Origin of the sequence: Nocardia sp. NPDC046763, assembly GCF_040645495.1 — a bacterium.
In the GTDB taxonomy this organism is placed as follows: Bacteria; Actinomycetota; Actinomycetes; order Mycobacteriales; family Mycobacteriaceae; genus Nocardia.
Window position 1 is genome coordinate 260,973 of the sequence record NZ_JBEYYI010000003.1, and the last position, 25,884, is coordinate 286,856.

Sequence of the window (25,884 nt, forward strand, 5' to 3'; positions counted from 1 at the left end):
GTGATGTCACGCAGCCATCATATTGCAGTAGTACTGCAATAGTGATGTACTGTGGCGGGCACGGCAGAATTGCAGCGAATGATCGGCTACTCGTTCTGTCCGGCACATCGACCGCATGGAGACAGGAGAGCGCTGATGACCGACGCGGACCTCACGAACAACGGCGACGACCGCAAGCCGGGCGGCTTCACGGTGTCGCGCCGAGGGGCGTTCGGGGTGGGCGCGGCCGCACTGGTGGCCGCCGGCGTCGGAGCCGCCGTCGCCGGGTGCGACAGCAACGGCGACAACGGTTCCACTGCCGAGCAGACCAGCAAGGATCCGGTCGATCCGAGCGGCCACATCGTCGACCAGCAGCATCAGGCGCAATCCTCATTGCCCTTCTCCGACAAGCAGGACTTCACCGACACCGACAAGGGCTTCATCGCCGCGCTCGAGCCGGACGTGGTGAAGGATGCCAATGGAAAAGTGGTGTGGGACAACGATTCCTACGGATTCATCCAGGGCGCCTGCCCCAACTCGGTGCACCCCTCGCTGTGGCGGCAGTCGCAGCTGGTGGTGAAACAGGGCCTCTACGAGGTGGTTCCGGGCATCTACCAGATCCGCGGTCTCGACCTGTCGAACATGACGATCATCGAGGGCAGGACCGGCGTCATCGTCATCGACCCGCTGATCTCGACCGAGACCGCCGCGGCGGGCATGGACCTGTACTTCGCGCACCGCGGTCGGAAGCCGGTCGTCGGCATGATCTACACCCACTCCCATGTCGACCACTTCGGCGGCGCCCTCGGTGTCATCAGCCTGGAAGACGCTGCCTCGGGCCGGATCCCGGTGATCGCGCCGCAGGGCTTCATGGAGCACGCGGTCGAGGAGAACGTCTTCGCCGGCACCGCCATGGCCCGCCGCTCGGCCTACATGTACGGCGCGGCGCTGCCGCGTGGTGCGAAGGGGCAGGTCGGCGCGGGCCTGGGCATGACCACCTCGGTCGGCACGGTGAGCCTCATCCCGCCGAACAAGGACGTCACCCACACCGGCCAGGAAGAAACCATCGACGGGATCAAGGTCGTCTTCCAGATCACCCCGGGCACCGAGGCGCCATCGGAGATGAACTTCTACTTCCCCGACTTCCGGGCGATGTGCATGGCGGAGAACGCCACCCACACCCTGCACAACCTGGTCACCCTGCGCGGCGCGCTGGTTCGCGACGCACACGTGTGGTCGCAGTACCTGACCGAGACCATCACCATGTTCTCCGACAAGTACGACGTCGCCTTCGCCTCGCACCACTGGCCCATGTGGGAAGCGGACAAGGTCACCGAATGGCTGTCGCTGCAACGGGATACCTACGCCTACCTGCACGACCAGACCCTGCGCATGCTGAACCAGGGCCACACCGGCATCGAGATCGCCGAGATGATCCAGATGCCGCCGGCCATCGAGGGCAAGTGGTACAACCACGGCTACTATGGTTCGGTCAGCCACGACGTGAAGGCCATCTACCAGCGCTACATGGGCTGGTTCGACGGCAACCCGGCGCACCTGTGGGAGCACCCGCCGGTCGAGTCCGGCAAGCGGCACGTGGACGCCATGGGTGGTGCGAGCGGGGCGTTGAAGGTGGCCCGCAAGGCCTACTCCGACGGTGATTACCGGTGGTGCGTCCAGGTTCTCAACTACCTGATCTTCGCCCACCCGGACAACGAGAAGGCGAAGATGCTGCAGGCCAGCGCTTTCGAGCAGCTCGGCTACGGCTCGGAGAACGCCACCTGGCGCAATTTCTTCCTCTCCGGCGCCTATGAGCTGCGCAACGGCACCTTCGGCACCCCGATCAAGGCCAACTCCGCCAGCATGATCAGCGCCCTGAGCGTGGACCAGGTCTTCGACTCGGCCGCTTTCCTGATCAACGGCCCCAAGGCGTGGGACCTGCACCTGGTCAACGACTGGATCATTACCGACCAGAACCGGACCTACCGCACCGAGCTCCGCAACGGCGTGCTCATCCACTACGTGCTTCCCGCCGATTTCAAGGGCTCGGCCCCGGACGCCACCTTCACCCTGTCCCGGCTCGAGCTGATCGCCACCATGACCGGAGCCAAGGACATCGTGAAGGAGATCCTGGCCGGCGCGATCAAGGTCAGCGGCGACCCGGCCAAGCTGAAGCAGTTGAAGGACGTCATGGACAAGCCCGACCCGAACTTCAACATCGTCACCCCGTAATACTCCGCGCGGTGGAATGTCGCGGCGCGACGGGAGTTACCGGGGGCGTCACGCCGCGACATCCATGAATAGATGTGCGGGTTACAGCCTTCCGGTCGTGGACGAGTCGACCTCACCATCGATCTCGGGGGGACCAGTGCGGCATCGGCTGCGGAGCGCTGCGATCGTCGGGTAGCTGGCCGTCGCGTCCCTCGCCGCACCGGTGGCCGCGCGGGCCGCGCCCGCCGATTCGGTCACCGAAACCGGTGCGCTGCTGACGGATTCGGCGAACGCGATGCCTGGGCCGTCTTCCGCGACGAACTGATCAAATCCTGGCCCACCCTGGACCATGGTCTCGGCGTGCCCGGGTGACCGGGCCGCCCGTGGTCACTGTGCGCGCTGGGTGACGATGCGTTCGGTGCGCTGCTCGGATTGCGCTGCGACGGCCGCGCGTTCGACGGTCATGAGGCTCTCGGAGTGATGCTCCGCGTGATACTTGGCGGCCCCGCCGTTCAGTCCGAACAGCCGCTTGCTCCACAGCAGCCAGATCACCGCGGCGACATTTACCAGCAGCGCCCCTGCCCGCAGCACGGTGACCTTCTCGGTGAGCTCGTAGATCTCCAGCGGCAGGAAGATGGAGGTGGCGATGACCGCGAAATATTCACCCCACCGCTTGACCATCCACAGGCCCACCGCTTCGATGAGTTCGATGGTGGCATAGGCGAACAGGCCGACCGCGATCCAGATCAGCACGTTCGGCGAGAGCGTGAAGGCCTTGTCGATGCCCCGGATGATCTTGGAATGGTCCGGGTTGAAACCGATCTGGTCGGCCAGCTGCCGGATCAGCGGAAGATCCTTGTCCCAGTTGGACTTCCAGTGCTCGCGGGAACCGCGCAGCTTCAGCACGCCCGCGCCCAGCAGAATGAACACGATGCCGCGGATGATGCGCTCGGCGGCCAGCAGCCGCATGATGAGGCGGTCGCGCAGCAGCCGGCCGCGTGGCACCTCGGGCGCGTCGTCGGCGGCACCGGTGCGGCGCGGCTCGCCCGGCACGAAATCCCCGCAGCGCAGGCAGCGCCAGGATTCACCCGCCGGGGTGGCGACGTGGAGGCGTGCCGCGAGCTCGGGCTCGGTAGGGGCGTAGGTCTCGTGCCCTCGGGCAGCGCAGGTCCACAGACTGAAGTCCATGCGCGTGAGCGTAACCGGTGGGCGCGCCCGAGGGGTGTCCGCACGTGCTGCGAGGGATGTGTCAGCCCGCGGCGAGTGCGCGCAGCTGATCCAGGTAGGTCCGGGTGCGCGGATCGCCGGGGAAGCGCTCGATCATCTCCCGTGCCGTCTCACCCGCGATCCACATGAGCGAGGGCAGCGAGCGGCGCTTGCCGGCGAAGGCCCGCGCGCCCTCGTCGAGGGCGAGTTCCAGATTGCGATCGCGGATGGCGACCACCGCCAGCGTCAGGTGCGCCTCGGCGACCCGCATGGGTTTGCGGATGCTGCCGTCGGGACGGGTGGAGGTCAGGATCACCTGCCGGGCATAGTTTTCCGCGAGCCGATCGTCCCCGGCTACCCGGCAGCAGTCCATGGCGTAGAAGTCGAACTTCTGCGGATCGACCACGAAGTGATTGTCCAGATTGGACGGATGCTCGATGGTGTCCAGAATCGAACGGCCCTGGGCGAGTGCCCTTTCCACCTCGCGCCGATCGCCCAGCCGCGCCCACGCCTTGGCCCGCTGTGCCGCCAGCTGGACGCCGACGCCCAGGCGGTCGGTAGTGGCGTGCGCGGCCTCGGCGGTGTCGATGGCGCCCCGGTAGTTGGCCTGGGTGAGCGCGAACCAGGCGGCCATTTCGGCTCCCCAGCCGATGATTTCGGCATGCTCGGCCTCCTGGCCGAGGGCGAGCGCGGCCCGGCGGGTCGCCTCGGCGGCGGTGCGCCAGCCGAGATCGTAATCGGCGCAACCGACCAGGAGGGCAACCCATCCGGCCAGCACCAGTACCTCCCGATGCTGCGCGAGAGTCAAGCGACCGTCCAGTAGCGAAGTGATCCGCCGCAGCCACGCCGTGCCCTCGGCGTGCAACTCGTGGGGATCGGCGCACGGATACTCCGAACACAACCGATCGGCGGTGATGCGAATCGCGTCGAGCGTAGAGGCGGACACATCGGACATACGTAGCCGCCCAATGAATTCCAGTGTGTCCATCCCCGTGGCCGAGAGCATCTCGTCGTCCCGATTGGGCCGGGCCTTGGGAAAGAAGGCCGGCGTCACCGTGTCGAAAGCCGCCGCGATGATCGGTGCGTAGAAATCGTCCGGCCGCGATTCCCCGGACTCCCAGCGCCGCCAATTGCGCAGAAGTGTGCTGTCCGTTGGCAGATTGTGGCTCGACTTGCCCCGCATGGCACGGACCGCATCGGCTTGAGACCACCCCCGAGCATCACGTTCGGTACGCATTCGGACAGCCCAGACAGGTCGATCGTCAGCGGCGGACACGCTCTGTAGTATCTCACCAGTTAACGACAGATGGACCCGGATAGGGCATCTCGATGTCAGTGGGTTGACATCTGCAATTGCATTCGTGATTACGTCAAACTGTTCAACAGGGCACATTCATGACAGCGGTCCCCAATCCAACGGAGGTTCGGGTGGAAGCGTTGATCTATGGGTACGTGCGTGACGATCTGGCCGACGGCCGCAGCGAAGAGCTGGAGAATGCCATGTGCGGGCTCGCCCGATCCGCCGGCCTCTGCTTCGCCGCCACGTTCCATGAATCGACCCCCGGCGACGGCACCGCGTTCGCGGAGCTGACGGCCGAACTCAAGCGTGCCGATGCCCACCACGTGGTGGTGCCTTCGCTCGATCACCTTGCGGGGCAAACCATTCCGCGCGACATTCTGATCGCGAAGCTGGCCCACGAGGCCTCTGTCAAGATCTGGGCCGTAGAGCACTAGCCGTCGAAACGATGCCGCACCTGCGCCGAAACGCAGGTGCGGCAATGGTTTTGGTGCCGCAGATGCGGCAATGGTTTTGGTGCCGGAGCCCGGTATCAGAGACCGAAGCCGCCTCGTCCGCGGCGGCGCAGGTACTTCTCGAACTCGGCCGCGATGGCGTCGCCGTCGATCTTGCCCATGGCGTCGTTGATGTCGACCTCGGCATCGCCGCGCTCCTCGAGCGAGCGCACGTACTCGGCGATCTCCTCGTCACCGGCGGTCATCTCGTTGACCGCGCCCTCCCACTCCTCGGCCTGCTCGGGCAGACCGCCGAGCGGCACCTCGACATCGAGGACGTCCTCGACCCGGTGCAGCAGGGCGATGATGGCCTTGGGGTTGGGCGGCTGGGAGACGTAGTGCGGCACCGCCGCCCAGAAGGAGATGGCCGGGACGCCCGCGCGCACGCACGCGTCCTGCAGCACTCCGGTAATACCGGTAGGTCCCTCGTAGCGGGTCTGTTCCAGGTTGAAGCGCTCCGCGGCTTCCTTGTTGTAAGCGGTCCCGGTGACCGGAACCGGCCTGGTGTGCGGGGTGTCGGCCAGCAGCGCGCCCAGGATCACCACCGTGGACACGCCGAGCTGCTCGACGAATTCGAGGATGTCTTTGCAGAAACTGCGCCAGCGCATATTCGGTTCGACGCCACGCAGGAGCACGACGTCCCGATCGCTGCCCGGGGGCGAGCAGACCGACAGCATGGCCGAGGGCCACTGGATCTCGCGGGTCACCCCGTCCACCTGCCGGACCGTCGGCCGGTTCACCTGATAGTCGTAATAGTCCTCGGAGTCGAGCTCGGCCAGCGGCTGCGCGTCCCAGATCAGTTCCAGATGCTCGACCGCGCCACTGGCGGCATCGGCCGCATCGTTCCAGCCTTCGAAGGCGGCCACGAGCACCGGATCCCGCAGCGTAGGCAGGTCCGACTCGGGTGGCACCGGGGATTCACTGGCGTTCACCCGGTCAGCCTACGGTGTGGGCAGACCTGGTGTGCATGCGACGCGCAATCGTGCAGCCCGCCGCGACTCGCCGTGGTTCACCCATGGTTCGCGGCCTGTCTCGTCCTGGACTGCGGCTTGATCGACCTCCGCCTTGGAGCGGGGGAGCGAAGCGGAGGAGCGGGGGAGGGACGAACGAGGTCTCCAGGGCCGCGAACCCGCCGCAGCGGAGCGGAGGCAGTCAAATTCAGCTTGTCGGCGTCTCCCTCTACTCTTGAGTACATGTCTGTACGCAGCCGCGCCGAATTCGACACCACCCTCTTGGACACGCTCAGACGGCGTGTCGTGATCGGGGACGGTGCGATGGGCACGATGCTGCAGGCCGCGGATCTCACTCTCGACGATTTCCGTGGCCTCGAGGGATGCAACGAAATCCTCAACGACACCCGTCCCGACGTGCTGCGTCACATCCACCGGGCCTACTTCGAGGCCGGCGCCGACGCCGTCGAGACCAATACCTTCGGGTGCAACCTGCCCAACCTGGCCGATTACGACATCGCCGACCGCATTCGCGACCTGTCCGAGCGCGGCACCCGCCTCGCCCGCGAGGTGGCCGACGAGATGGGACCGTCCGCAGACGGGACTCCCCGGTACGTGCTGGGGTCCATGGGTCCGGGCACCAAGCTGCCGACCCTGGGCCACGCGCCCTACGCCGCGCTGCGCGACGCCTACAGCGAGGCCGCGCTCGGCATGCTCGACGGCGGCGCCGACGCCATCCTCATCGAGACCTGCCAGGACCTGCTGCAGGTCAAGGCCGCGGTCACCGGTAGTCACCGGGCCATGGACCAGGCCGGGCGCCGGATCCCGATCATCACGCACGTGACGATGGAGACCACCGGCACCATGCTGGTCGGCTCCGAGATCGGTGCGGCGCTGACCGCGCTGGAAAAGCTCGGCATCGACATGATCGGGCTCAACTGCGCCACCGGTCCGGACGAGATGAGCGAGCATCTGCGGCATCTGTCCAAGCACGCGCAGCTGCCGGTGTCGGTCATGCCGAACGCTGGTCTGCCGATCCTCGGCGCGCACGGCGCCGAGTACCCGCTCACGCCGGAGGAGCTGGCGGTCGCGCTGACCCAGTTCGTGTCCGAGTTCGGGTTGTCGCTGGTCGGCGGCTGCTGTGGCACCACGCCCGAGCACATCCGGCAGGTGGCCGAGGCGGTGCGCGAGGTCCAGCAGGCCAAGCGGGATCCGGTGCACGAGCCGAGCATCTCGTCGATCTACAGCTCGGTGCCGTTCGAGCAGGACGCCTCGGTCCTGATGATCGGTGAGCGCACGAATGCCAACGGCTCCAAGGCTTTCCGGGACGCCATGCTGGCCGGCGACTGGCAGAAGTGCCTGGACATCGCCAAGGACCAGACCCGCGACGGCGCGCACATGCTGGACCTGTGCGTGGACTACGTGGGTCGCGACGGCACCGCCGACATGACCGAGCTGGCCTCCCGGCTGGCGACCGCGTCCACCCTGCCGATCATGCTGGACTCCACCGAAACCCCGGTGCTGAAGGCCGGTTTGGAACACCTGGGCGGGCGCTGCGCCATCAACTCGGTGAACTACGAGGACGGCGCGGGCCCGGATTCGCGGTTCCAGCAGACCATGGCGCTGGTCGCCGAACACGGTGCGGCCGTGGTGGCGCTGACCATCGACGAGGAGGGCCAGGCGCGCACCGCCGAGAAGAAGGTGGAGATCGCCGAGCGGCTCATCGCCGACATCACCGGCAACTGGGGGCTCGACGAGTCCGACATCATCATCGACACACTGACCTTCACCCTGGGCACCGGCCAGGAAGAGTCGCGGCGTGACGGCATCGAAACCATCAAGGCCATCCGTGAACTCAAGAAGCGGCACCCGAATGTGCAGACCACGCTGGGTCTCTCGAACATCTCGTTCGGCCTGAACGCGGCCGCGCGGCAGGTGCTCAACTCGGTGTTCATGAACGAATGCGTCGAGGCGGGCCTGGATTCGGCCATCGTGCACGCCTCGAAGATCCTGCCCATGTCGCGGATTCCGGAGGAGCAGCGGCAGACGGCGCTGGATCTGGTCTACGACCGCCGCACCGAGGACTACGACCCGCTGCAGAAGCTCATGGCGCTGTTCGAGGGCGTGTCGGCGGCCTCGTCGAAGGCGTCGCGGGCCGAGGAACTGGCGGCGCTGCCGCTGTTCGAGCGGCTCGAGCGGCGCATCGTCGACGGCGAGAAGGCCGGCATGGACGCCGATCTCGATGCCGCCATGACCGAGGTGCCGCCGCTGCAGATCATCAACGAGACGCTGTTGGCGGGCATGAAAACCGTTGGCGAGCTGTTCGGTTCGGGGCAGATGCAGCTGCCGTTCGTGCTGCAGTCGGCCGAAACCATGAAGACCGCGGTCGCCTACCTGGAACCGCACATGGAGGCCACCGACGATTCCGGCAAGGGCCGCATCGTGCTGGCCACGGTCAAGGGTGACGTGCACGACATCGGCAAGAACCTGGTGGACATCATCCTGTCCAACAATGGCTACGAGGTCGTGAATCTCGGTATCAAGCAACCGATTTCGACGATCCTGGATGCCGCTGTGGACAAGAAGGCCGATGTCATCGGCATGTCCGGGCTGCTGGTGAAGTCCACCGTGGTCATGAAGGAGAACCTCGAGGAGCTCAACAGCCGCGGTGTCGCAGAGCAGTTCCCGGTGCTGCTGGGCGGCGCGGCACTGACCCGCGCGTACGTGGAGAACGATCTCACCGCGGTGTACGACGGCGAGGTGCACTATGCGCGTGACGCCTTCGAGGGCCTGCGGCTCATGGACGAGATCATGACCATCAAGCGCGGCGGCGCGTCCGACCCGGATTCTCCGGAGGCCATCGCCGCCCGCGAGAAGGCCGCCGAGCGCAAGGCCCGCCACGAGCGGTCCAAGCGGATCGCCGAGCAGCGCAAGGCCGCCGAGGTGCCGGTCGAGGTGCCGGCGCGTTCGGACGTGGCCGCGGAGCTGCCGGTGCCGACGCCGCCGTTCTGGGGTTCGCGCATCGTGAAGGGCCTGTCGGTCAACGAGTACTCGAGCCTGCTCGACGAGCGGGCACTGTTCCTGGGCCAGTGGGGCCTGCGCGGCCAGCGCGGCGGCGAGGGGCCCTCCTACGAGGAGCTGGTGGAGACCGAAGGCCGTCCGCGCCTGCGGTACTGGCTGGACCGGCTGACCGCCGAGGGTGTGCTGCAGCACGCTGCGGTGGTGTACGGCTATTTCCCGGCCGTCTCCGAGGGCGACGATGTGATTGTTCTCACCGAACCGAATCCCGATGCGCCGGAACGCTTCCGGTTCACATTCCCGCGTCAGCAACGCGACCGGTTCCTCTGCGTCGCCGATTTCATTCGCTCGCGCGAGTACGCGAAGCAGACCGGGCAGGTGGATGTGCTGCCGTTCCAGCTGGTCACCATGGGTAAGCCCATCGCCGACTTCGCCAATGTGCTGTTCGCGGGCGACAATTACCGCGACTATCTCGAGGTACACGGCATCGGCGTGCAACTCACCGAGGCACTCGCCGAGTTTTGGCACCGCCGGATTCGGGAAGAGCTCACACTGGAAGGGCATTCGGTCGCAGACGAGGATCCCGCCGATGTGTTGGACTACTTCAAACTCGGATACCGTGGCGCACGGTACTCGTTCGGCTATGGTGCCTGCCCGGATCTGGAGGATCGGGCCAAGCTCGTGGAGCTCCTGGACGCCGGCCGGATCGGAGTGATGCTGTCGGAGGAGTTGCAACTGCATCCGGAGCAGTCCACGGACGCGTTCGTGCTGCTGCACCCGGAAGCCAAGTACTTCAACGCTTAATATTTTCACCAGATTTCCGGGCTTTCGCGCAGAGTTGCAGGGGTGCTCGGCGCGAAAGCCAGCAGGAGGGGCACAACCACATGAGCGCAGACCGGCTGATTGCGGGGCGGTACCGGCTAACGGATCCGATCGGCACCGGTGCGATGGGGGTCGTGTGGCGCGCGACCGACGTTCGGCTGCGGCGCACGGTCGCGGTCAAGCAATTGCTGCTGACACCGGGGCTGACCCGGTCTCAGGCCGTCGAGGCCAGGATGCGGGCGATGCGCGAGGGGCGCATCGCGGCGCGACTGCATCACCCCAACGCCGTCACCGTGTTCGACGTGGCGGAGGAGGACGGCCAGCCCTGGCTCGTCATGGAATACGTGGACGCCGTCAGCCTGGCGGCGCGCATGCGGGAGAAGGGGCGACTCGAACCGGTCGAGGTGGCGCGGATCGGGGCCAAGGTGGCCGATGCGCTGGCCGCGGCGCACAAGGCCGGGATCGTGCACCGGGATGTCAAGCCCGCCAACATCCTGGTGGCCGACGACGGGACGGTGAAGATCACCGACTTCGGCATCTCGCGGGCCACCGGGGACGTGACCGTCACGTCCACGGGGTTCCTGGCGGGTACGCCCGCCTATCTGTCGCCGGAGGTGGCGCGGGGCGAGAACCCGGAGCCGACCTCCGACGTGTTCGCCTTGGGCTCAACGCTTTACGCGGCGGTCGAGGGGAAGCCGCCCTTCGGTGAGGGCGACAACCCGCTGGCGGTGCTGCACTCGGTGGCGCGCGCCCAGGTGCCGCCGCCGACCCATGCCGCGGCGCTCGCGCCGGTGCTGATGGACCTGCTCGCGGCCGAGGGCGCGGACCGGCCGACCATGGTGCAGGCGGCCGAACGGCTGCAGGCGGTGGCGGAGGGGCGGGCCCCGGCCGCGCCGATCCAGCAGACCAAGGTGCTGCCCGCGATGAGTGCCGCTGCCGCCGTGGACGGTTCGGCCGCCACGACGGTGATGTCGACCTCGCGCAGCGGCGCGCCCAGCAATGCCACCGACGCCACCGTGCACGTCGACATGGCCACGGATGCGTCGCCGCCGCGCGGGACGGTGCCGGGCACGCCGCCGCCGGGCGCGACCGGCGGAGCGAAAACCGGTGGCGCGGCCCGGAATCCGCGGCAGCTGGTGCTGGTGGCGGCCGGCGTGGTGGGCGCACTCGTCGTGGCCGTCGTGATCGCCGTGGCGGTCAGCAGCAACAGCGGCGGCGGCAACCAGCCGCTGGCGAACAATGGGGGCTCGGTCACCGCGGCGGCCTCGCCGATTCCGGCGACCTCCCCGGACAATATGGGCCAGGCCGACGGCGGCACCCAGCAGCCCACGCGCAACGGCGAGGCGGGTGCGGCCACACACGCGCCGACCACCACGCCCGCGCCGACTTCGTCGGTGGCGCCCACCTCTTCGGCTCGGCCGAGCACGACCACCGTGCCGCCGTCCTCGACGACACCGTTCGGCCCGCCGCCGGCGACCTCGGTGGCCTCGTTCATCCAGGGCTACTACGGCATGCTCCCCGGCAATGTCAGCGGTGCGTGGTCGGTGCTGTCGCCCGGCTACCAGGCCTCCACGGGCGGCTACAACGCATACGCGCAGTTCTGGGGCGGCATCTCGTCGGTGAGCGTGGGCGCGGTCACGCCCAACGGCGACAACCGGGCGGTGGTGGCGCTGACCTACGTGCTCAAGAACGGGCAGGTGTCCACCGAGAACCGGTGGATCCAGGTCGATTCTTCGACCGGGCACCTGATGATCGCGGCCTCGGGTCTGTGATCGGTCCCCGATAGGCTGAACCGGCTCCGCCCGTGGCGGAGCCGGTTTTTGGTTCAGGTGGTGCGGAAGGAGTTCGAGTCGGTGGCGCGGTTGGACGCGGTGTTGTGGGACATGGACGGAACGCTGCTGGACTCGGAAAAGCTCTGGGACATGGCATTGCGCGAACTGGCCGGGGAGTACGGGCGGGAGCTGACCGACACTGTCCGGCACGCGTTGATCGGCGCGTCCGGTCCGAACGCCTTCCGGATTCTGTTCGAGGGCTTGGGTATCGAGCACACCCCCGAGGCCGTCGCCACGGCCTCGCACTGGATGGAGCGACGGGTCACCGAACTGTTCCACGGTCCGGTGCCGTGGCGTCCCGGTGCCCGCGAGGCGCTGGAAATGGTACGGGCCGCCGGTATCCCGATGGCCCTGGTCACCAACACCAAGCGGTCGCTGACGGAGTACGGGTTGAACACCATCGGCCGTGAGTTCTTCGGCGCCACCGTCTGCGCCGACGAGGTGCCTCACGGCAAGCCCGCCCCGGACATCTACCTCCGAGCCGCCGAACTCCTGGGCGTCGCACCGGAAAACGCGGTTGCCATCGAGGATTCGCCGACCGGCTCGATCGCCGCCCAGGCCGCCGGCTGCGCGCTGCTGGTGGTGCCGTGCGAGGTCGCGGTGCCCGACGCACCGGGCCGGACCTTCCGCGAGAGCCTGGTCGGGCTGACCATGACCGACCTCGGAGATCTCGTCCCCGCCGGAATCGGCTGACCGCGAACACGATGACCCCGCCAGGGTTCCCATTCGTCCAAGGCTGCGGGTTGTTCGTCGCTTAGCCTGCGGGTATGGAGAGCGTGCTGGAGTTGCTGCGGGGCGTGTGCACCGGGCTGCCCGAGGTGACCGAGCGGGTCAGTCATGGGGAACCGTGCTGGTTCGCGGGTGGGAAGAAGATGTTCGTGATGTTCGCGGATCATCATCATGACGAGCGGGTTGGATTCTGGTGTGCGGCGCCGGCGGGGGTGCAGGCGGAGCTGGTGGCCGCTGAGCCGGAGCGGTTCTTCCGGCCGCCGTATGTGGGGCATCGCGGGTGGCTCGGCGTGTATCTGGATACGGCCGTGGAGTGGGACGAGATCGGGGAGATCGTCGAGGACGCCTATCGGGTGGTGGCGGCGAAACGGCTTGTGGCGGAGCTGGATCGGCGCACGGCGTCGGAGTGACGCGGCACGGGCCCGGCGATAGCGCCGGGCCCGGTCGGTTCTGCGGAATCAGCGCAGCGGGCCGAAGAAGGTCTGGAGGTCGCGGGCCAGGTCGGCGGGGGCCTCCATGGCCGGGAAGTGCAGGCCGCGTTCGAATTCGGTCCAGTGGGCGTCGGCGGGGGCGGGGACGACGCGGCGGACGGTTTCGTCCGCCCCGAAGATGGCGAAGCCCTGGGGGACCGACGGGGGAGCGCCCCATTCGGTGGAGTGGGACTGCTCGTAGAGGGTGTGGGCGGCGGAGGCGCCGGAGCCGGTGAACCAGTAGAGGCTGACGGTGGTGAGGAGTTGGTCGCGGTCGATGGGGAGGTCGGTCCACGCCTCGAATTTCTCGGCGATCCAGGCCAATTGGAGCAGGGGGGAGTCGACCAGGCCGTAGCCGATGGTCTGGGGGCGGGAGTTCTGGATGGCCAGGTAGCCGGAACCCTCGCGGCGGAAGGCGTCCATCCGGTCCAGGATGACCTTGTCGATCGGGTCGTTGGGGTCCAGGCCGTCGGCCAGGCCGGGCAGGAAGGTCGCGACATTGGCGGCGGTGAGCGGGTCGGTGACCACATGGACGCCGGTGACGTGCTCGGGGTCCAGGGCGGCGACCAGGCCCGAGACACCGCTGCCGACATCGCCGCCGTGCACGCCGTAGCGGTCGTATCCCAGGCGCGCCATGAGCTCGATCCATGCGCGGGCGGCGCGGGCCATGGTCCAGCCGATGGCGCTCAGCGGCGTGGACAGGGTGTAGCCGGGCAGGGACGGGGCGATCACGTGGAAGGCCGGGCCTGCGGCCGGGTCGGTGAGCAGGCCGATGAGGCCCATGAACTCGGCGATCGAGCTGGGGAATCCGTGGGTGATCAGCAGCGGCCGGGCATCGGGGCGTTCGGAGCGGACATGCAGGAAGTGGATGAGCTGGCCGTCGATCTCGGTGGTGAACTGGGGGAAGGCGTTGAGCTCGGCTTCCTGAGCGCGCCAATCGAATTCGGTGCGCCAATAGTCGGCCAGCTCGTGCAGGGCGGTCTCGGGGATGCCGCGCTCCCAGCCGGTGCCGGGCAGCTGGGCGGCCCAGCGGGCGCGGTCCAGTCGGTCGTGCAGATAGTCCAGGTCGGACTGGGGAACGTCGAGGGTGAAGGGGCGAATCTCGGTGCTCATCAGGCTGTTCCGTTCACTAGGGAGAACCTCGCCGGAGGCTCTTCGTCTGCAGTTCGACACCACGGTATGGACTATTGCGGAACAGTTCGTTCCGCGATTCGCGGATACCATCGAAAAATGTTGGAAACCTCCGCCCGTCTGCTGCGGCTGCTGTCGCTGCTGCAATCCCGGCGCGACTGGACCGGGGCCGAACTCGCCGCACGGCTCGAGGTCACCCCGCGCACGATCCGCAAGGACATGGATCGACTGCGCGAACTCGGCTATCCGGTGCACGCGCGGCCCGGCGTGGACGGCGGATACCGGCTCGGGGCCGGTGGCGCGTTGCCGCCGCTGCTGCTCGACGATGACGAAGCGGTCGCGGTGGCCGTCGGATTACACACCGCCGCAAGCGGTTCGGTCCTCGGCATCGAGGAGACATCGCTGCGTGCGCTCACCAAACTGCAGCAGATCCTGCCGTCACGGCTGCGGCACCGGGTCAGTGCCTTCCAGCACGCGCTGCCGGTTCCGATGCGCGGGCCGCGGGTCGGCGCCGACACGTTGACCGCCATCGCCGCCGCGTGTCGCGACCACGAACGCCTGCGGTTCGACTATCGGACCCACGCGGGCGCATCCTCCCGGCGTGCGGTCGAGCCGTACCGCCTCGTCAACCACCGCCAGCGCTGGTACCTGCTGGCCTGGGATCTCGACCGGGGTGACTGGCGCACCTTCCGCGTCGACCGCATGGACCCGCGCACCCCGGCCGGACCGCGCTTCACCCCGCGCCCCCTGCCGCCCGACTCCGAGATCGCGTCACGGGTAGAACGCGGAGTCGGCTCGGCGACGTGGCATTTCCGTGCCCGCGTGATCGTGCACGCCCCCGCCGCTCACGTCCGTGCCCGCATCCCGATCCCCATCGACATCGAGGAACTCGGCGAGAACCGCTGCGCCTTCGAGCCCGGCTCCGACCACCCCGAAATGCTCGCCCTCTACCTGGGCCTGCTCGACGCCGACTTCGACATCGTCGATTCCCCCGAACTGGTCGCCGCCCTGCACACTCTGATCGACCGCTACCAGCGCGCCGTCGGCCCCGCCGGCCGAGTCACTGCCCGCGATAGTGCTCGTCCAGCACGGGCACCGGATCCAGTTCCGACACCTGATGCCCCGCATTGCAGTGATCGGTGAGATCCTTCCCGTCCCGAGCCTGCACCACCCGCAGCTCATCCACGCAATCAACCAGTGACTCGGCAACTTTCGCCGCATGCCGATACCCCGGCGCATCCCGATCGGCGACCACCCACACCCGATGCGCGCCGCACAGCCATGCGGCATGCTCCCGATGCCACCCGTTCGCCCCGCCCGCATTGCAGGTGGCGGTCGATCCGGCATGCGTGGCGGTGAGGACATCCGCCTCACCCTCGCAGACGAAGATGTCGCGGCCGGCGTCGACGGCGTCGATCACCTCCGGCAAATGAAACGGAAGGTGCGCGAATCCGCCGTATTCCCAACCGGTTTCGGTCCTGTGCTGCTGATAGAAGCTTTTCACATACCCCTGTCGATGCAGCGTCCGAACCCGGAACACACACCCCGCCGGACTGCCATCCGGCCACCGGTAGATGTACGCCGCCACCCGCCGCGGCCGTCCGATCGGCGGACCGAAGTCACGCTTGTGCACCGAAAGCGCCAGCCCCGCAGCCAAAATGGCCCGATCCGCCAGCCCGGTCTCCACCGTCCCCCGCGTCAGCGACCCCCGCGGCTCCGCCGGCGCATCGAACAGGTCCCGCACCCGCAGCCCGAGCCGCTCCAGCACCTCCTCATCCGAGCACCCGGCGAAACACCGGACGACCGTCCGCTGCCGCTGCAGGTTGTACACGACCCCCAGTGAAGGCCGATGGCGCCGCCCATCCGCCTCGTGAACGGGACACAGATAGGTGGTCCACTCGGTGCCGCGCCTCCCCGGCCCGGACACCCGATTCAGCGCCCGGTTGATGGTCTCCCACGATCCCTGACTGCCCATCACGCCGGTCCTCTCACTACCGGTGTACCCCGTTGAGGAGCGTTGTCAACCGTTATGAATTCGGTTGTAGCGCAACCGAAATCAAGCGCCTGATGTCGGTGTCACCCGGGCGCGGGATGGACCGGCCCGGGCGGTGGATATCGGCTGATCCGGGTGGCGTAGAGTCGCGACGGTCGATGGCGGCTGCCAGATAGCGGACGACCTTTACCGCATGAAACCTGCTGGGGCGCAGGAATAGTGAGTATCCACAATCGAAGTGGAACTCGGGCGTGTCGGGCATTCGGGCGGCAAGAATGGGCCGCATGGTTGCGGTCGGGGGTCGGGCAGACTCGTGGGAAGCCGATGCGTTGGCGGGCGGTGGGCCGGTGCCCGGGGTGGATGTCGGGAAGTATCCGCTGGACTCGCCGGGGAGTGCGGCGTGGCTGGCGGCGGTGGGAGAGGCGCGGGCGGAGCTGGCCGCGGATGGCTGCTGCGTGTTGCGCGGGTTCATCAGGCCCGAGCTGCTGAATACCTTGCGTAGCGAGGGGGTGGCGTTGGCTCCGCACGCGTATTACACCGTGGAGGACGTCAACGCCTACAACATTCCCCTCGATGCCGATCTCCCGCCCGATCATCCGGGACGGATCGTGCTGCACCGCGGGAACGCGTTCGTGGCAAGGGATCTCATTCCCACGGACGCGCTGATCCAGCGGCTGTACACCGACCGCCGGTTCCAGCGGTTCGTGGCGGACTGCTTCGGGCTTGCGGAGCTGCACGAGTACACCGATCCGCTGGCGGGGTTGTGCCTCAACGTCGTCGCACCGGGAATGTCGCATCCCTGGCATTTCGATACCAACGAGTTCACCGTCAGCATGCTCACGCAGGAACCGGAATGCGGTGGGGTGTTCGAGTATTGCCCGAACATCCGGTCGCGGGAGGCGGAGAACCTCGCCGATGTGCGGGCCGTGCTGACGGGGCAGGGGGAACGGTTCATCCGGCGGCTGGAGTTGCGGCCGGGGGATCTGCAGCTGTTCCAGGGGAGATTCTCGTTGCACCGGGTCGCGCCCGTAGGCGGGACGGTGCAACGGCATTCGGCGATCTTCGCCTACAGCGACACCCCAGGACTGATAGGCACCGCCGAGCGGACCCGGCAGCTGTTCGGGCGGGTGCTGCCGAATCATCTGGCCGTCGGTGAGGTCCGCGGCGATCGACTGCTCGACTGAGAAGGGACCAGCGCGTGCCGGTTTCGTTACACAGCTCCACCGGAAAAGCCTCGTTCGACGACATCTACGACCGTCCCGATCCACGCGATTATTACGCGCGCATGGCCGAATTGGATTACCAGATACCGGAATTGGCCAAACCGCATTTCCAGCGACTACTCGCGGAATTCCGGTCGGCCACCGGCATCGCCACCCCCACCGTCCTCGATATCGGCTGCTCCTACGGCGTGAACGCGGCCCTGCTGCGCCTCGACACCACCATGACCGACCTCGCCGAACGGTACCGCGGCCGCGACACCGACGACACCGCCACGCTCATCGACCGCGACCAGCGGCTGCTGCGCACCCACGATCAGCTCCCCGGGGTCCGGTTCATCGGCATGGACGCCTCCCGCCCCGCCCTCGACTACGCCACCGCCGCCGGCTTCCTCCAGGACGCCGTGCACGCCGACCTGGAATCGGCCGACCCCACCGAGGCCCAGCGCCACGCCCTCGCCGTCGCCGACCTCATCATCTCCACCGGCTGCGTCGGCTACATCACCGAGAACACGCTGCTGCGGGTGGCCCGCGCCCACGGCGGAAAACTGCCCTGGATGGCGCATTTCGTGCTGCGCATGTTCTCCTTCGACCCCATCGCCGCCCACCTGGAGACTCTCGGCTACCGCACCGAACGCGCACCCGGCGTGTTCCGGCAACGGCGCTTCGCCTCGCCCGACGAGCAGGCCCGGGTGCTGAACACCCTGTCGGACAGCGGAATCGACCCGACCGGCGGTGAATCCGACGGATGGCTCTACGCCGAGTTGTATCTGTCCCGGCCGAAATTCAGCGTCGCGACCGAACACTGATCACGTCGCACACTGAATTCACATCCCGGATTCACCTGAAAACTCCCCGCGATTGTTACGGTGAATCGGTGGCACCAGCGAAGATCGTAATTGTCGGCGGTGGTTTCGCGGGCGTCGAGTGCGCCCGATATCTGGAACGCCGAATCCGGCCCGACGAGGCGTTCATCCAGCTCGTCTCGCCCGACGCCGGGCTGCTGTATCTCCCGCTGCTGCCGCAGGTCGCCTCCGGCACCCTCAACCCTCGGTCGGTCTCGGTATCCCTGCGCCGGATACTGCGCCGCACCGAGGTGGTGCCGGGCATGGTGGTCGGGGTGGACCACGACACCCGGCGCGTGGTGGTGCGCAGGGGAGCCGCCGGCCGCGAAACCGCGCTCGACTACGACCATCTCGTCCTGGCCCCGGGCTCCATCACTCGCGTCCTCGATGTGCCCGGGCTTCAGGAACACGGCTTCGGCATGAAGACCCTGCCGGAAGCCATGTACCTGCGCGACCACGTGCTGCGGCAACTCGATGTCGCCGCTCTGCGCGGTGGGCTCGACGAGGACAGGGAACGGCTCAACTTCGTCACCATCGGCGCCGGCTACGCCGGGACCGAGACCGCCGCGGTACTGAACAAGGTCTGCCATGCTGCGGCCGATCGCTTCTTCCCCGAGACGGAACGCGGCATGGTGCGGTGGCACCTGGTCACCCACGGCGACCGCATCATGCCGGAACTGGGGGAGCGGCTCGGCGCGGAAGCGAAAAGGATTCTGGCCGAACGCGGTATCGAACTCATCTCCGGGGCGTCGGCGGCGGAGGTCACCGCGCACGGGGTGAAACTCACCAATGGGCGATTCATCCCCTCCCGCACCGTGCTGTGGACCGCCGGCGTCACCCCGAGCCCGCTGGCCGGACACCTCGGCGCGGAGACCGACAAGGGCCGCATCATCGCCGCCGCCGACCTCTCCGTGCCCGGCCTGCCCGGGGTGTGGGCCATGGGTGACGCCGCCGCCGTGCCTGATATCGCCGAAGGCGGCGACAAGGTGTGCGCGCCCACCGCCCAGCACGCCATGCGCCAGGGCAAGCACATGGCCAGGAACCTGCTCGCGACCCTGCGCGGCGGACAGCCCGAGCCCTACCGGCATCCGGATCTGGGCATGGTCGTCGACCTCGGCGGCCGCGATGCGCTGGCCCGGCCGCTGGGCATCGGATTACGGGGCATCCCAGCGCAATTCGTCGCACGCAGCTACCACCTGATGGCGCTGCGCACGGTCGTCGCCCGCGCCCGCGTGGCCTTCGACTGGACCGTGCACGGCCTCAGCGGCGACGACTTCCTGCGCATCGGCTACGGCGACTACAAGACCCACACCATCGGCGGATTCGAGCAGTCCGGCTGCTATCTGCAGGCCGATGAGGTGCCGCGGACGCTGAAGGGGCTCAGCGATCCCGAGTGACTCCGGAACTCGCATGAAAATTATTGTGGCGCAAGAATTCCACATCCCGGCCGGACCGTGTGTGGTTTCGGGTGAAAGCCTGGCGCTCGGACGGTTTCGATGGCAAGAATGGGTGCGGTGACCGCCAGGGGGACGGTCACGCGTGTGCAAAAGCCAGGTTGCCCCTATCCGACGAACCCACGAGGACACCCCTTGAGCGACAGCACCTTCGCCTTCGACGAGCAGCTGCCCCGCGTCCCGCTGCCCACCCTGGAGGAGAGCTGCACCCGCTTCCTGCACTGGTGCGCGCCCCTGCTGACTTCCGACGAGTACGCCGCGACCGCGGCCGCCGTCGAGGATCTGCTGCGCCCCGACAGCCCCGCCCGCACCCTGCACGCCGATCTGCAGCGGTTCGACGACACCCCGGGCGTGGGCAGCTGGCTCGACGAGTTCTGGCCCTCCCGATACCTGGGCCGCCGCGACCGGATCGCGTTGAATGCGAACTTCTTCTTCCTGTTCCGCGACGACACCGCCCTCGCCTCCTCGACCAGCGCCGACCAGAGCGAGCGCGCCGCCGCCCTTATCGCCGCGACCGTCGGCTACAAGCTGCGCCTGGACAAGGAGGAGATCCCGCCCGCCACCCAGCGCGGCACGCGACTCAATATGGCGCAGAACAAGTTCCTGTTCTCCGAGACGCGCATACCGGACGCGCCCCAGGACACCGTGCGAGTGCCCTACAGCGATGCCTGGCCCGGCCCCTCGGACGCCCGCCACATCGTGGTCTTCTACCGTGGCACCATGTTCCGCATGGACGTCATCGGTTCCGGCGGCGTCCCCTACACACCCGAGGACCTCTCCGACGGCCTGCACGCCGTCATGAAGGCCGGTGCGCGCCGCGCCGCCACGAACACCTCGCCCGGGCACCTCACCACCCTCGCCCGCGCCGACTGGGCGCCGGTCTATGCCGCCCTGCGGCCCGCCAATGCCGCCGCCTTCGACACCATCGAGACCGCGCTGTTCTGTGTCTGCCTCGAGGACTTCGCGCCCCGCGACACCCTGCACGCCTGCGACCAGCTGCTGCACGGCGACAGCGGCAACCGCTGGTTCGACAAGTCGGTGTCGTTCATCGTCTTCGCCGACGGCGAGGCCGGCATCAATGTCGAGCACTGCGGCCTGGACGGCACCACCATCCTGTCCTTCGTCGATACCCTGCTCGAGGCGCCGGTGAGCGACCACGCCGAACGGTCGGGCGCGGAAGCGCAGGGCCTGCCCGCCATCGAACCGGTCGAATTCGTCCTCGGCCCGGAATCCAAGACCGAGATCGCCTCCGCCGCAGCGTCTTTCGCGCAGTACGCCGCCGACAACGCCACCACCACGGTGTCCTTCGACTTCGGCACCAACCGCGCCAAGCGGCTGGGCATCTCCCCGGACGCCTTCGCGCAGCTGAGCTATCAGCTCGCGCATCGTCGCAGCAAGGGCCTCAACGGCGCCACCTACGAATCCATCGCCACCCGCCAGTTCCGCAACGGCCGCACCGAGGCCATGCGCGTGATCACCGCGGAGATGCTGGATTTCGTTGCCGCCATGGAGGATCCGGCCGTGGACCGGGACCGCAAACTGGTGGCCCTGCGCACCGCCGCCGAGGCACACGTGCGCCGCGCCCAGGAATGCCAGCGCGGCGAGGCCCCCGAACAGCACCTGTGGGAACTGCAGTGGATCCAGCGCCGCCGCGGCGAACAACTCGGCGCGACGGCCCCGATGGCCTTCTACGACAGCCCCGGCTGGACCATCGCCCGCGACGATTACCTGAGCACCAGCTCCGCGCCGTCGGTGAACATCCAGTACTTCGGGTTCGGCTCCACCAGCCCCAAGTGCATCGGCATCGCCTACGTGCTGCTGCCCGACCGCTGGAACCTCTACCTGGCCACGCCCAAGCACGTTGCCCAGCAGATGCACGACTTCGCCGAGCAGCTGCGCGGGGCAGTCGCCGAACTCGCCGAACTGCTCACCGTATAACCGATTGCGGGGAGTGTGCGCCCGTCTGAAAGAATCACTCCCCGTGAAATCTTTCGAAGCCCTGTTCGCCGAGCTGCAGGATCGTGCCGCCAACCGCCCCGAGGGGTCGGGCACCGTCGCCGCCCTGGACGCCGGCGTGCATGCGCAGGGCAAGAAGGTGCTCGAGGAAGCCGGCGAGGTCTGGATCGCCGCCGAGTACCAGAGCGACGAGGAACTCTCCGAGGAGATCTCGCAGCTGCTCTACTGGGTGCAGGTGCTGATGGTGGGCCGCGGGCTGCGGCTCGAGGACGTGTACCGACATCTGTGACGCGCCGGTGCGCCGTACACCGTGCCCATCCAAGGGGCCGGGTGCGGCGCACCGTTCGCCCATTCCCCCGTCGACACGTCTTCCCTTCCCGTTCCGAAAGGACCTCCCATGCTTCGCGTCGCCGTCCCCAACAAGGGCGCACTCTCCGAATCCGCCCTCGCCATCCTGTCCGAGGCGGGCTACCGCAAGCGCACCGACTCCCGTGAGCTGAGCGTGCTGGACCCGGCCAACCAGGTCGAGTTCTACTTCCTGCGGCCCAAGGACATCGCCATCTACGTCGGCTCCGGCGAGCTCGACCTCGGCATCACCGGCCGCGACCTGGCCCTGGATTCCGGTGCGCCCGTTCAGGAACGGCTCGCCCTCGGCTTCGGCCGCTCCACCTTCCGCTACGCGGCCCCGGCCGGGCGCGAATGGAAGGTCGAGGACCTGTACGACAAGCGCATCGCCACCTCGTACCCGAACCTGGTGCTCACGGACCTGGCCCGGCACGGCATCGAGGCCGAGGTCATCCGCCTCGACGGCGCGGTCGAGATCTCCATCCAGCTCGGTGTCGCCGACGCCATCGCCGACGTGGTCGGCTCCGGCCGCACCCTGCGCCAGCACAACCTGGTCGCCTTCGGCGAGTCGCTGTGCTCCTCGGAGGGCGTGCTCATCGAGGCCAAGGGCGCCGACCAGCACGACAAGGCCCGCAACCAGCTCGTCGCCCGCATCCAGGGCGTGGTCTTCGCCCAGCAGTACCTGATGCTGGACTACGACTGCCCCAAGGCGCTGCTCGAGGAGGCCGTCAAGATCACCCCCGGGCTGGAGTCGCCGACCGTGTCGCCGCTCACCGATCCCGAGTGGGTCGCGGTGCGCGCGCTGGTGCCGCGCAAGAACGGCAACGAGCTCATGGACCGGCTCGCGGACCTGGGCGCCAAGGCGATCCTGGCCACCGACATCCGGTCCTGCCGCGCCTTCTGATTCCGGTCGGGTCAGGACGGGCCGGACTCCGGCTCGTCCTCGCCGGACGGGAAAGGCGGTGGGGTGCCGCCGAATTCGGGGCATAGTCGCTTGAAATCGCAGTACTCGCACAGCCAGCTCGGGCTGGGCGGGAACTCCCCGGTCTCGGCGGCGGTCACGATGGCCGCCCACAGTGCCGACAGGATCCGCTCGAAGCGCAGCAGTTCCTCCGGGTCCGGCGCGTAGGTGAGGGTGACGCCGTCGGCGAGGTACATCAGCCGCAGTTCCGCCGGGGCCCGGCCCTGGGTGCGCAGCAGGACCAGGGCGTAGAACTTCAGCTGGAACAGGGCCCGGGTCTCGTAGGTGAGGCCCGGGGCGCGGCCGGTCTTGTAGTCGATGACGTGCAGCTCCCCATCGGCCGAACGGTCGATGCGGTCCACGATGCCGCGCAACGGGGTGCCATCGGGGAGATCGGCCTCGATGAAGGTCTCGCACGACTCCGGATCGAAAGCGGACGGATCCTCCAGCCGGAAGTACACGCCCACCAGCTTGCGTACCTCGGCCAGGAACCCGGGCAGCTCCTCGGCCGGAATCAGCGACTCCACCTCGGGCCGCGACTCGCGCACTCCGGCCCAGGCGGGCTCGACGAGGGCGGCCGCGGCCTCGGCATCCCGCTCGGTGGCGGGCAGCCCGAACAGCACCTCGAGCACCGCGTGCACCACCGTGCCGCGCACCGCCGCCCGCGAGGGCGGTTCCGGAATCTGGTCGATGACCCGCAGCCGGTATTTCAACGGGCACTGTTTGAAATCGATTGCGCGCGAGGGGGACAGGGCGGGCCCACGCGGAGCGAACCGCTCTGTCTCCGGGGTACTGACTACGTCAACCGACATACCTGGCAGGCTAAACGCCGGCACCGACAAGGTGCGCACGAATCCGGCGCAGCACATTCGCGGCGACGCACGACTTCACCACAACCACGCAGAACGGAGATTCATGACGGCCAGACGGACCGGCCCTTTCCAGATCGGTGACCGGGTACAGCTGACCGACGCCAAGGGGCGCAAGTTCACGGTGATCCTGGAGGCGGGCAAGGAATTCCACACCCACGCCGGCCACATCAACCACGACGATCTCATCGGTGCCGACGAGGGCTGCGTGGTGAACTCCGCCAAGGGCACCCCCTACCTGGCCCTGCGCCCGCTGCTGACCGACTACGTGCTGTCCATGCCGCGGGGCGCGGCGGTCATCTACCCCAAGGACTCCGCCCAGATCGTCCACGAGGGCGACATGTTCCCCGGCGCGAAGGTCCTGGAGGCCGGCGCCGGCTCGGGCGCGCTGACCTGTTCGCTGCTGCGCGCGGTCGGCCCCGAGGGCAAGGTCATCTCCTGGGAGATACGTGACGACCACGCCGAGCACGCGGTCAGGAATGTCGAGCGCTTCTTCGGCGAACGCCCCGCCAACTGGGAACTCACCCTCGGCGACGTGGCGGACTACTCCGGCGAACAGGTCGACCGGGTCGTCCTCGACATGCTCAAGCCCTGGGATGCCCTCGAGGCCGTCTCCAAGGCCCTCATCCCCGGCGGCGTCTTCCTCGCCTACGTGGCCACCACGACCCAGCTCTCCGAGGTGGTCGAGGCGCTGCGCCGCCAGGGCTGCTGGACCGAGCCCACCGCCTGGGAATCCATGGTCCGGCCCTGGCACGTGGTCGGCCTCGCGGTGCGCCCCGAACACCGCATGCAGGGCCACACCGCCTTCCTGGTCAAGGCCCGCCGCCTCGCCGACGGCGTCACCGCCCCCAAGCCCCAGCGCCGCCCGTCGAAGGGCTAGGCGCGCCGGGAAGAAGTATCTCGACGCCGGATCCGGCCTCGAAACGAACGCGCCCCCGCCACTGAACGGCGGGGGCGCGTCGTGGTGTCGGCCGATCGCCAACCGGTATCACGGCGTCAGCAGGGCGCCTTGCCCATGGCCAGGATGGTGCAGCCGGTGTTCTCGGACAGCTGCCAGCCCGCGTCGGTGTGCTGCCAGCTCATGGGCACTCCGGGCATGGTGCCGTGCGGGGAGACGATGGCGACCGAGGCATTGGCGTTGTCGCCATTGACCTGCACCCCCGAGACGGTCCAGCCGATGCTGCCGTAGTTGGCCAGGCCCTGGTTCATGGTCTCGATGTTCGAGGTGCGCGCACCGCCGTTGACCATCAGGTTCGCCTTGTCGGCGGCGGGCACGGCCGGGTCGGTGAAGCGGGTCAGCGTCGACTGTAATTCGTCGGCGGAGGGCGCGGGGGCGTCGGCGCCGGCGAGGCCCGCGCCCGAGGTCAGGGCGGCGGCGGCCGCGGCGACGACCAGGGACAGGCGAACGGAACGAGCGGGCATGAACGGACGGGCCTTTCGGGATTCGAGGGGGTGGCTACTGGCAGGCCGCGCGGGCCATGCCGAGGATGGTGCAGGCGCCGGCGTCGGAGAGCTTCCACGCGCCGTCGCTGTACTGGAAGGTCATCGGGACGTCGGGCATGGTGCCGTGCGGCGAGGTCACCGACACCTTCGCGTCCGCCTTTGTCCCGTCCTGCTTGATCTCGCCGACGGTGAACCCGACCTGGTAATGCGCCAGTCCCTGGTTCATGGTGTCGATATTTCCGAGACGTTTGTCGCCGTCGACGACTAGTTTGGCCTTGTCGGCAGCCGGCTTCGCCGGGTCGGCGAAGGCCGTGAGGACGCCCTGCAGGGCGTCCGCGGTCGGCGCGGGCGCGGCGGCGGTGGCCGACACGGTGGTGGTCGAGGACGAAGAACCCTTGTCGTCGGAGCCGCAGCCGGTCACAGTTGCCATAACGGCCGTGAAGGCCGCGACGGTAGCCACGGAAACACGAAGCGTCCGCGTGACGTTGCGCATACCAGGAGTACGACTGGTGGGAAGGAGCATCAACGGCACCTTTCGGCTCGGTCCGGCGATTAACTCACCGGAAACAGGTTAGGGCAGGCTAACATGCTCGTCCGGCCTGGAGGCCGCAGCCTAGATGTGATCACGACGAAACCATGTCGGAAAGCGGGAACGGTTA

Annotated in this window: 21 protein-coding genes and 1 pseudogene; 14 read left to right on the forward strand and 8 right to left on the reverse strand. The window is 68.0% G+C overall.

The features are described 5' to 3' along the window. The first annotated feature begins 135 nt into the window (after positions 1 to 135). Positions 136 to 2,211 (forward strand): alkyl sulfatase dimerization domain-containing protein, encoded by a 2,076-nt coding sequence (locus ABZ909_RS06275; protein WP_356996558.1) that lies wholly within the window; start codon positions 136 to 138, stop codon positions 2,209 to 2,211. Between the two features lie 366 nt (positions 2,212 to 2,577). Here ABZ909_RS06275 and ABZ909_RS06280 read toward each other — a convergent pair whose 3' ends face one another. After that, positions 2,578 to 3,378 (reverse strand): DUF2127 domain-containing protein, encoded by an 801-nt coding sequence (locus ABZ909_RS06280; protein ID WP_356996560.1) that lies wholly within the window; start codon positions 3,376 to 3,378, stop codon positions 2,578 to 2,580. Between the two features lie 61 nt (positions 3,379 to 3,439). Beyond that, complete coding sequence (locus ABZ909_RS06285) at positions 3,440 to 4,579, reverse strand: XRE family transcriptional regulator (protein WP_356996561.1); 1,140 nt, start codon at positions 4,577 to 4,579, stop codon at positions 3,440 to 3,442. Between the two features lie 245 nt (positions 4,580 to 4,824). Here ABZ909_RS06285 and ABZ909_RS06290 point away from each other — a divergent pair, with 245 nt between their 5' ends. Next, positions 4,825 to 5,130, forward strand: a complete 306-nt coding sequence (locus ABZ909_RS06290) for a hypothetical protein (RefSeq protein ID WP_356996562.1) — start codon at positions 4,825 to 4,827, stop codon at positions 5,128 to 5,130. Positions 5,131 to 5,225: 95 nt separating this feature from the next. Here the strand turns inward: ABZ909_RS06290 and ABZ909_RS06295 are convergent, their stop codons facing one another. Next, the gene (locus tag ABZ909_RS06295; RefSeq protein ID WP_356996563.1) at positions 5,226 to 6,119 is read right to left on the reverse strand and encodes a PAC2 family protein; all 894 of its coding nucleotides are present in this window, start codon (positions 6,117 to 6,119) and stop codon (positions 5,226 to 5,228) included. 261 nt (positions 6,120 to 6,380) lie between these two features. On the opposite strand from ABZ909_RS06295, the gene metH reads away from it, so the two are divergent. From metH to ABZ909_RS06315, 4 genes are all read left to right on the forward strand, one after another. Beyond that, entirely contained in the window at positions 6,381 to 9,959 is a 3,579-nt protein-coding gene (metH, locus tag ABZ909_RS06300) for a methionine synthase (protein WP_356996565.1), read from the forward strand. Positions 9,960 to 10,039: 80 nt separating this feature from the next. Then, complete coding sequence (locus ABZ909_RS06305; RefSeq protein WP_356996566.1) at positions 10,040 to 11,749, forward strand: serine/threonine-protein kinase; 1,710 nt, start codon at positions 10,040 to 10,042, stop codon at positions 11,747 to 11,749. 81 nt (positions 11,750 to 11,830) lie between these two features. Further along, positions 11,831 to 12,502, forward strand: coding sequence for an HAD family phosphatase (locus ABZ909_RS06310; protein WP_356996568.1), 672 nt, complete (start codon positions 11,831 to 11,833; stop codon positions 12,500 to 12,502). A gap of 74 nt (positions 12,503 to 12,576) precedes the next feature. Next, complete coding sequence (locus ABZ909_RS06315; RefSeq protein ID WP_356996569.1) at positions 12,577 to 12,948, forward strand: MmcQ/YjbR family DNA-binding protein; 372 nt, start codon at positions 12,577 to 12,579, stop codon at positions 12,946 to 12,948. Positions 12,949 to 12,996: 48 nt separating this feature from the next. Here the strand turns inward: ABZ909_RS06315 and ABZ909_RS06320 are convergent, their stop codons facing one another. Continuing rightward, positions 12,997 to 14,121 carry an epoxide hydrolase family protein gene (locus tag ABZ909_RS06320; protein WP_356996571.1) on the reverse strand — a complete coding sequence of 375 codons (1,125 nt, stop codon included), beginning with the start codon at positions 14,119 to 14,121 and terminating at the stop codon, positions 12,997 to 12,999. 117 nt (positions 14,122 to 14,238) lie between these two features. Between ABZ909_RS06320 and ABZ909_RS06325 the strand changes: the two are divergent. Continuing rightward, positions 14,239 to 15,180, forward strand: a pseudogene (locus ABZ909_RS06325) (YafY family protein); the annotation flags it as partial. A gap of 19 nt (positions 15,181 to 15,199) precedes the next feature. Here ABZ909_RS06325 and ABZ909_RS06330 read toward each other — a convergent pair. Continuing rightward, complete coding sequence (locus tag ABZ909_RS06330; RefSeq protein ID WP_356996572.1) at positions 15,200 to 16,114, reverse strand: toprim domain-containing protein; 915 nt, start codon at positions 16,112 to 16,114, stop codon at positions 15,200 to 15,202. A 302-nt stretch (positions 16,115 to 16,416) separates the two neighbouring features. Between ABZ909_RS06330 and ABZ909_RS06335 the strand changes: the two genes are divergently transcribed. The 6 genes from ABZ909_RS06335 to hisG all read left to right on the forward strand — a co-directional run bounded on the left by ABZ909_RS06335 (position 16,417) and on the right by hisG (position 22,856). Continuing rightward, a complete protein-coding gene (locus ABZ909_RS06335; RefSeq protein ID WP_356996573.1) occupies positions 16,417 to 17,316 on the forward strand; it encodes an arpA protein in 900 nt (299 codons plus the stop codon). 14 nt (positions 17,317 to 17,330) lie between these two features. Beyond that, complete coding sequence (locus ABZ909_RS06340) at positions 17,331 to 18,161, forward strand: class I SAM-dependent methyltransferase (protein ID WP_356996575.1); 831 nt, start codon at positions 17,331 to 17,333, stop codon at positions 18,159 to 18,161. Between the two features lie 68 nt (positions 18,162 to 18,229). Then, a complete protein-coding gene (locus ABZ909_RS06345; RefSeq protein ID WP_356996576.1) occupies positions 18,230 to 19,594 on the forward strand; it encodes an NAD(P)/FAD-dependent oxidoreductase in 1,365 nt (454 codons plus the stop codon). Between the two features lie 192 nt (positions 19,595 to 19,786). Then, entirely contained in the window at positions 19,787 to 21,589 is a 1,803-nt protein-coding gene (locus tag ABZ909_RS06350; protein WP_356996578.1) for a choline/carnitine O-acyltransferase, read from the forward strand. A 43-nt stretch (positions 21,590 to 21,632) separates the two neighbouring features. Continuing rightward, positions 21,633 to 21,896 carry a phosphoribosyl-ATP diphosphatase gene (locus ABZ909_RS06355; RefSeq protein WP_033085388.1) on the forward strand — a complete coding sequence of 88 codons (264 nt, stop codon included), beginning with the start codon at positions 21,633 to 21,635 and terminating at the stop codon, positions 21,894 to 21,896. Between the two features lie 108 nt (positions 21,897 to 22,004). Continuing rightward, entirely contained in the window at positions 22,005 to 22,856 is an 852-nt protein-coding gene (hisG, locus tag ABZ909_RS06360; protein ID WP_356996581.1) for an ATP phosphoribosyltransferase, read from the forward strand. Between the two features lie 11 nt (positions 22,857 to 22,867). Here the strand turns inward: hisG and ABZ909_RS06365 are convergent, their stop codons facing one another. Beyond that, positions 22,868 to 23,725: a RecB family exonuclease gene (locus ABZ909_RS06365; protein WP_356996582.1), complete on the reverse strand. Its 858-nt coding sequence runs from the start codon at positions 23,723 to 23,725 to the stop codon at positions 22,868 to 22,870. A 103-nt stretch (positions 23,726 to 23,828) separates the two neighbouring features. Here ABZ909_RS06365 and ABZ909_RS06370 point away from each other — a divergent pair, with 103 nt between their 5' ends. Beyond that, complete coding sequence (locus ABZ909_RS06370) at positions 23,829 to 24,662, forward strand: tRNA (adenine-N1)-methyltransferase (RefSeq protein WP_356996583.1); 834 nt, start codon at positions 23,829 to 23,831, stop codon at positions 24,660 to 24,662. 116 nt (positions 24,663 to 24,778) lie between these two features. On the opposite strand, the gene ABZ909_RS06375 is transcribed toward ABZ909_RS06370, so the two are convergent. Continuing rightward, positions 24,779 to 25,204 carry a hypothetical protein gene (locus tag ABZ909_RS06375; protein WP_356996584.1) on the reverse strand — a complete coding sequence of 142 codons (426 nt, stop codon included), beginning with the start codon at positions 25,202 to 25,204 and terminating at the stop codon, positions 24,779 to 24,781. Between the two features lie 34 nt (positions 25,205 to 25,238). After that, positions 25,239 to 25,685: a hypothetical protein gene (locus tag ABZ909_RS06380; protein WP_356996586.1), complete on the reverse strand. Its 447-nt coding sequence runs from the start codon at positions 25,683 to 25,685 to the stop codon at positions 25,239 to 25,241. Between the last annotated feature and the right edge of the window lie 199 nt (positions 25,686 to 25,884).

Bases quoted from the DNA above. Each gene is read 5' to 3' on its own strand.
- ABZ909_RS06275 (WP_356996558.1), top strand. From the start codon at position 136: ATGACCGACGCGGACCTCACGAACAACGGCGACGACCGCAAGCCGGGC.
- ABZ909_RS06280 (WP_356996560.1), bottom strand. From the start codon at position 3,378: ATGGACTTCAGTCTGTGGACCTGCGCTGCCCGAGGGCACGAGACCTAC.
- ABZ909_RS06285 (WP_356996561.1), bottom strand. From the start codon at position 4,579: ATGCGGGGCAAGTCGAGCCACAATCTGCCAACGGACAGCACACTTCTG.
- metH (WP_356996565.1), top strand. From the start codon at position 6,381: ATGTCTGTACGCAGCCGCGCCGAATTCGACACCACCCTCTTGGACACG.
- ABZ909_RS06305 (WP_356996566.1), top strand. From the start codon at position 10,040: ATGAGCGCAGACCGGCTGATTGCGGGGCGGTACCGGCTAACGGATCCG.
- ABZ909_RS06315 (WP_356996569.1), top strand. From the start codon at position 12,577: ATGGAGAGCGTGCTGGAGTTGCTGCGGGGCGTGTGCACCGGGCTGCCC.
- ABZ909_RS06320 (WP_356996571.1), bottom strand. From the start codon at position 14,121: ATGAGCACCGAGATTCGCCCCTTCACCCTCGACGTTCCCCAGTCCGAC.
- ABZ909_RS06330 (WP_356996572.1), bottom strand. From the start codon at position 16,114: ATGGGCAGTCAGGGATCGTGGGAGACCATCAACCGGGCGCTGAATCGG.
- ABZ909_RS06335 (WP_356996573.1), top strand. From the start codon at position 16,417: ATGGTTGCGGTCGGGGGTCGGGCAGACTCGTGGGAAGCCGATGCGTTG.
- hisG (WP_356996581.1), top strand. From the start codon at position 22,005: ATGCTTCGCGTCGCCGTCCCCAACAAGGGCGCACTCTCCGAATCCGCC.
- ABZ909_RS06365 (WP_356996582.1), bottom strand. From the start codon at position 23,725: ATGTCGGTTGACGTAGTCAGTACCCCGGAGACAGAGCGGTTCGCTCCG.
- ABZ909_RS06370 (WP_356996583.1), top strand. From the start codon at position 23,829: ATGACGGCCAGACGGACCGGCCCTTTCCAGATCGGTGACCGGGTACAG.
- ABZ909_RS06375 (WP_356996584.1), bottom strand. From the start codon at position 25,204: ATGCCCGCTCGTTCCGTTCGCCTGTCCCTGGTCGTCGCCGCGGCCGCC.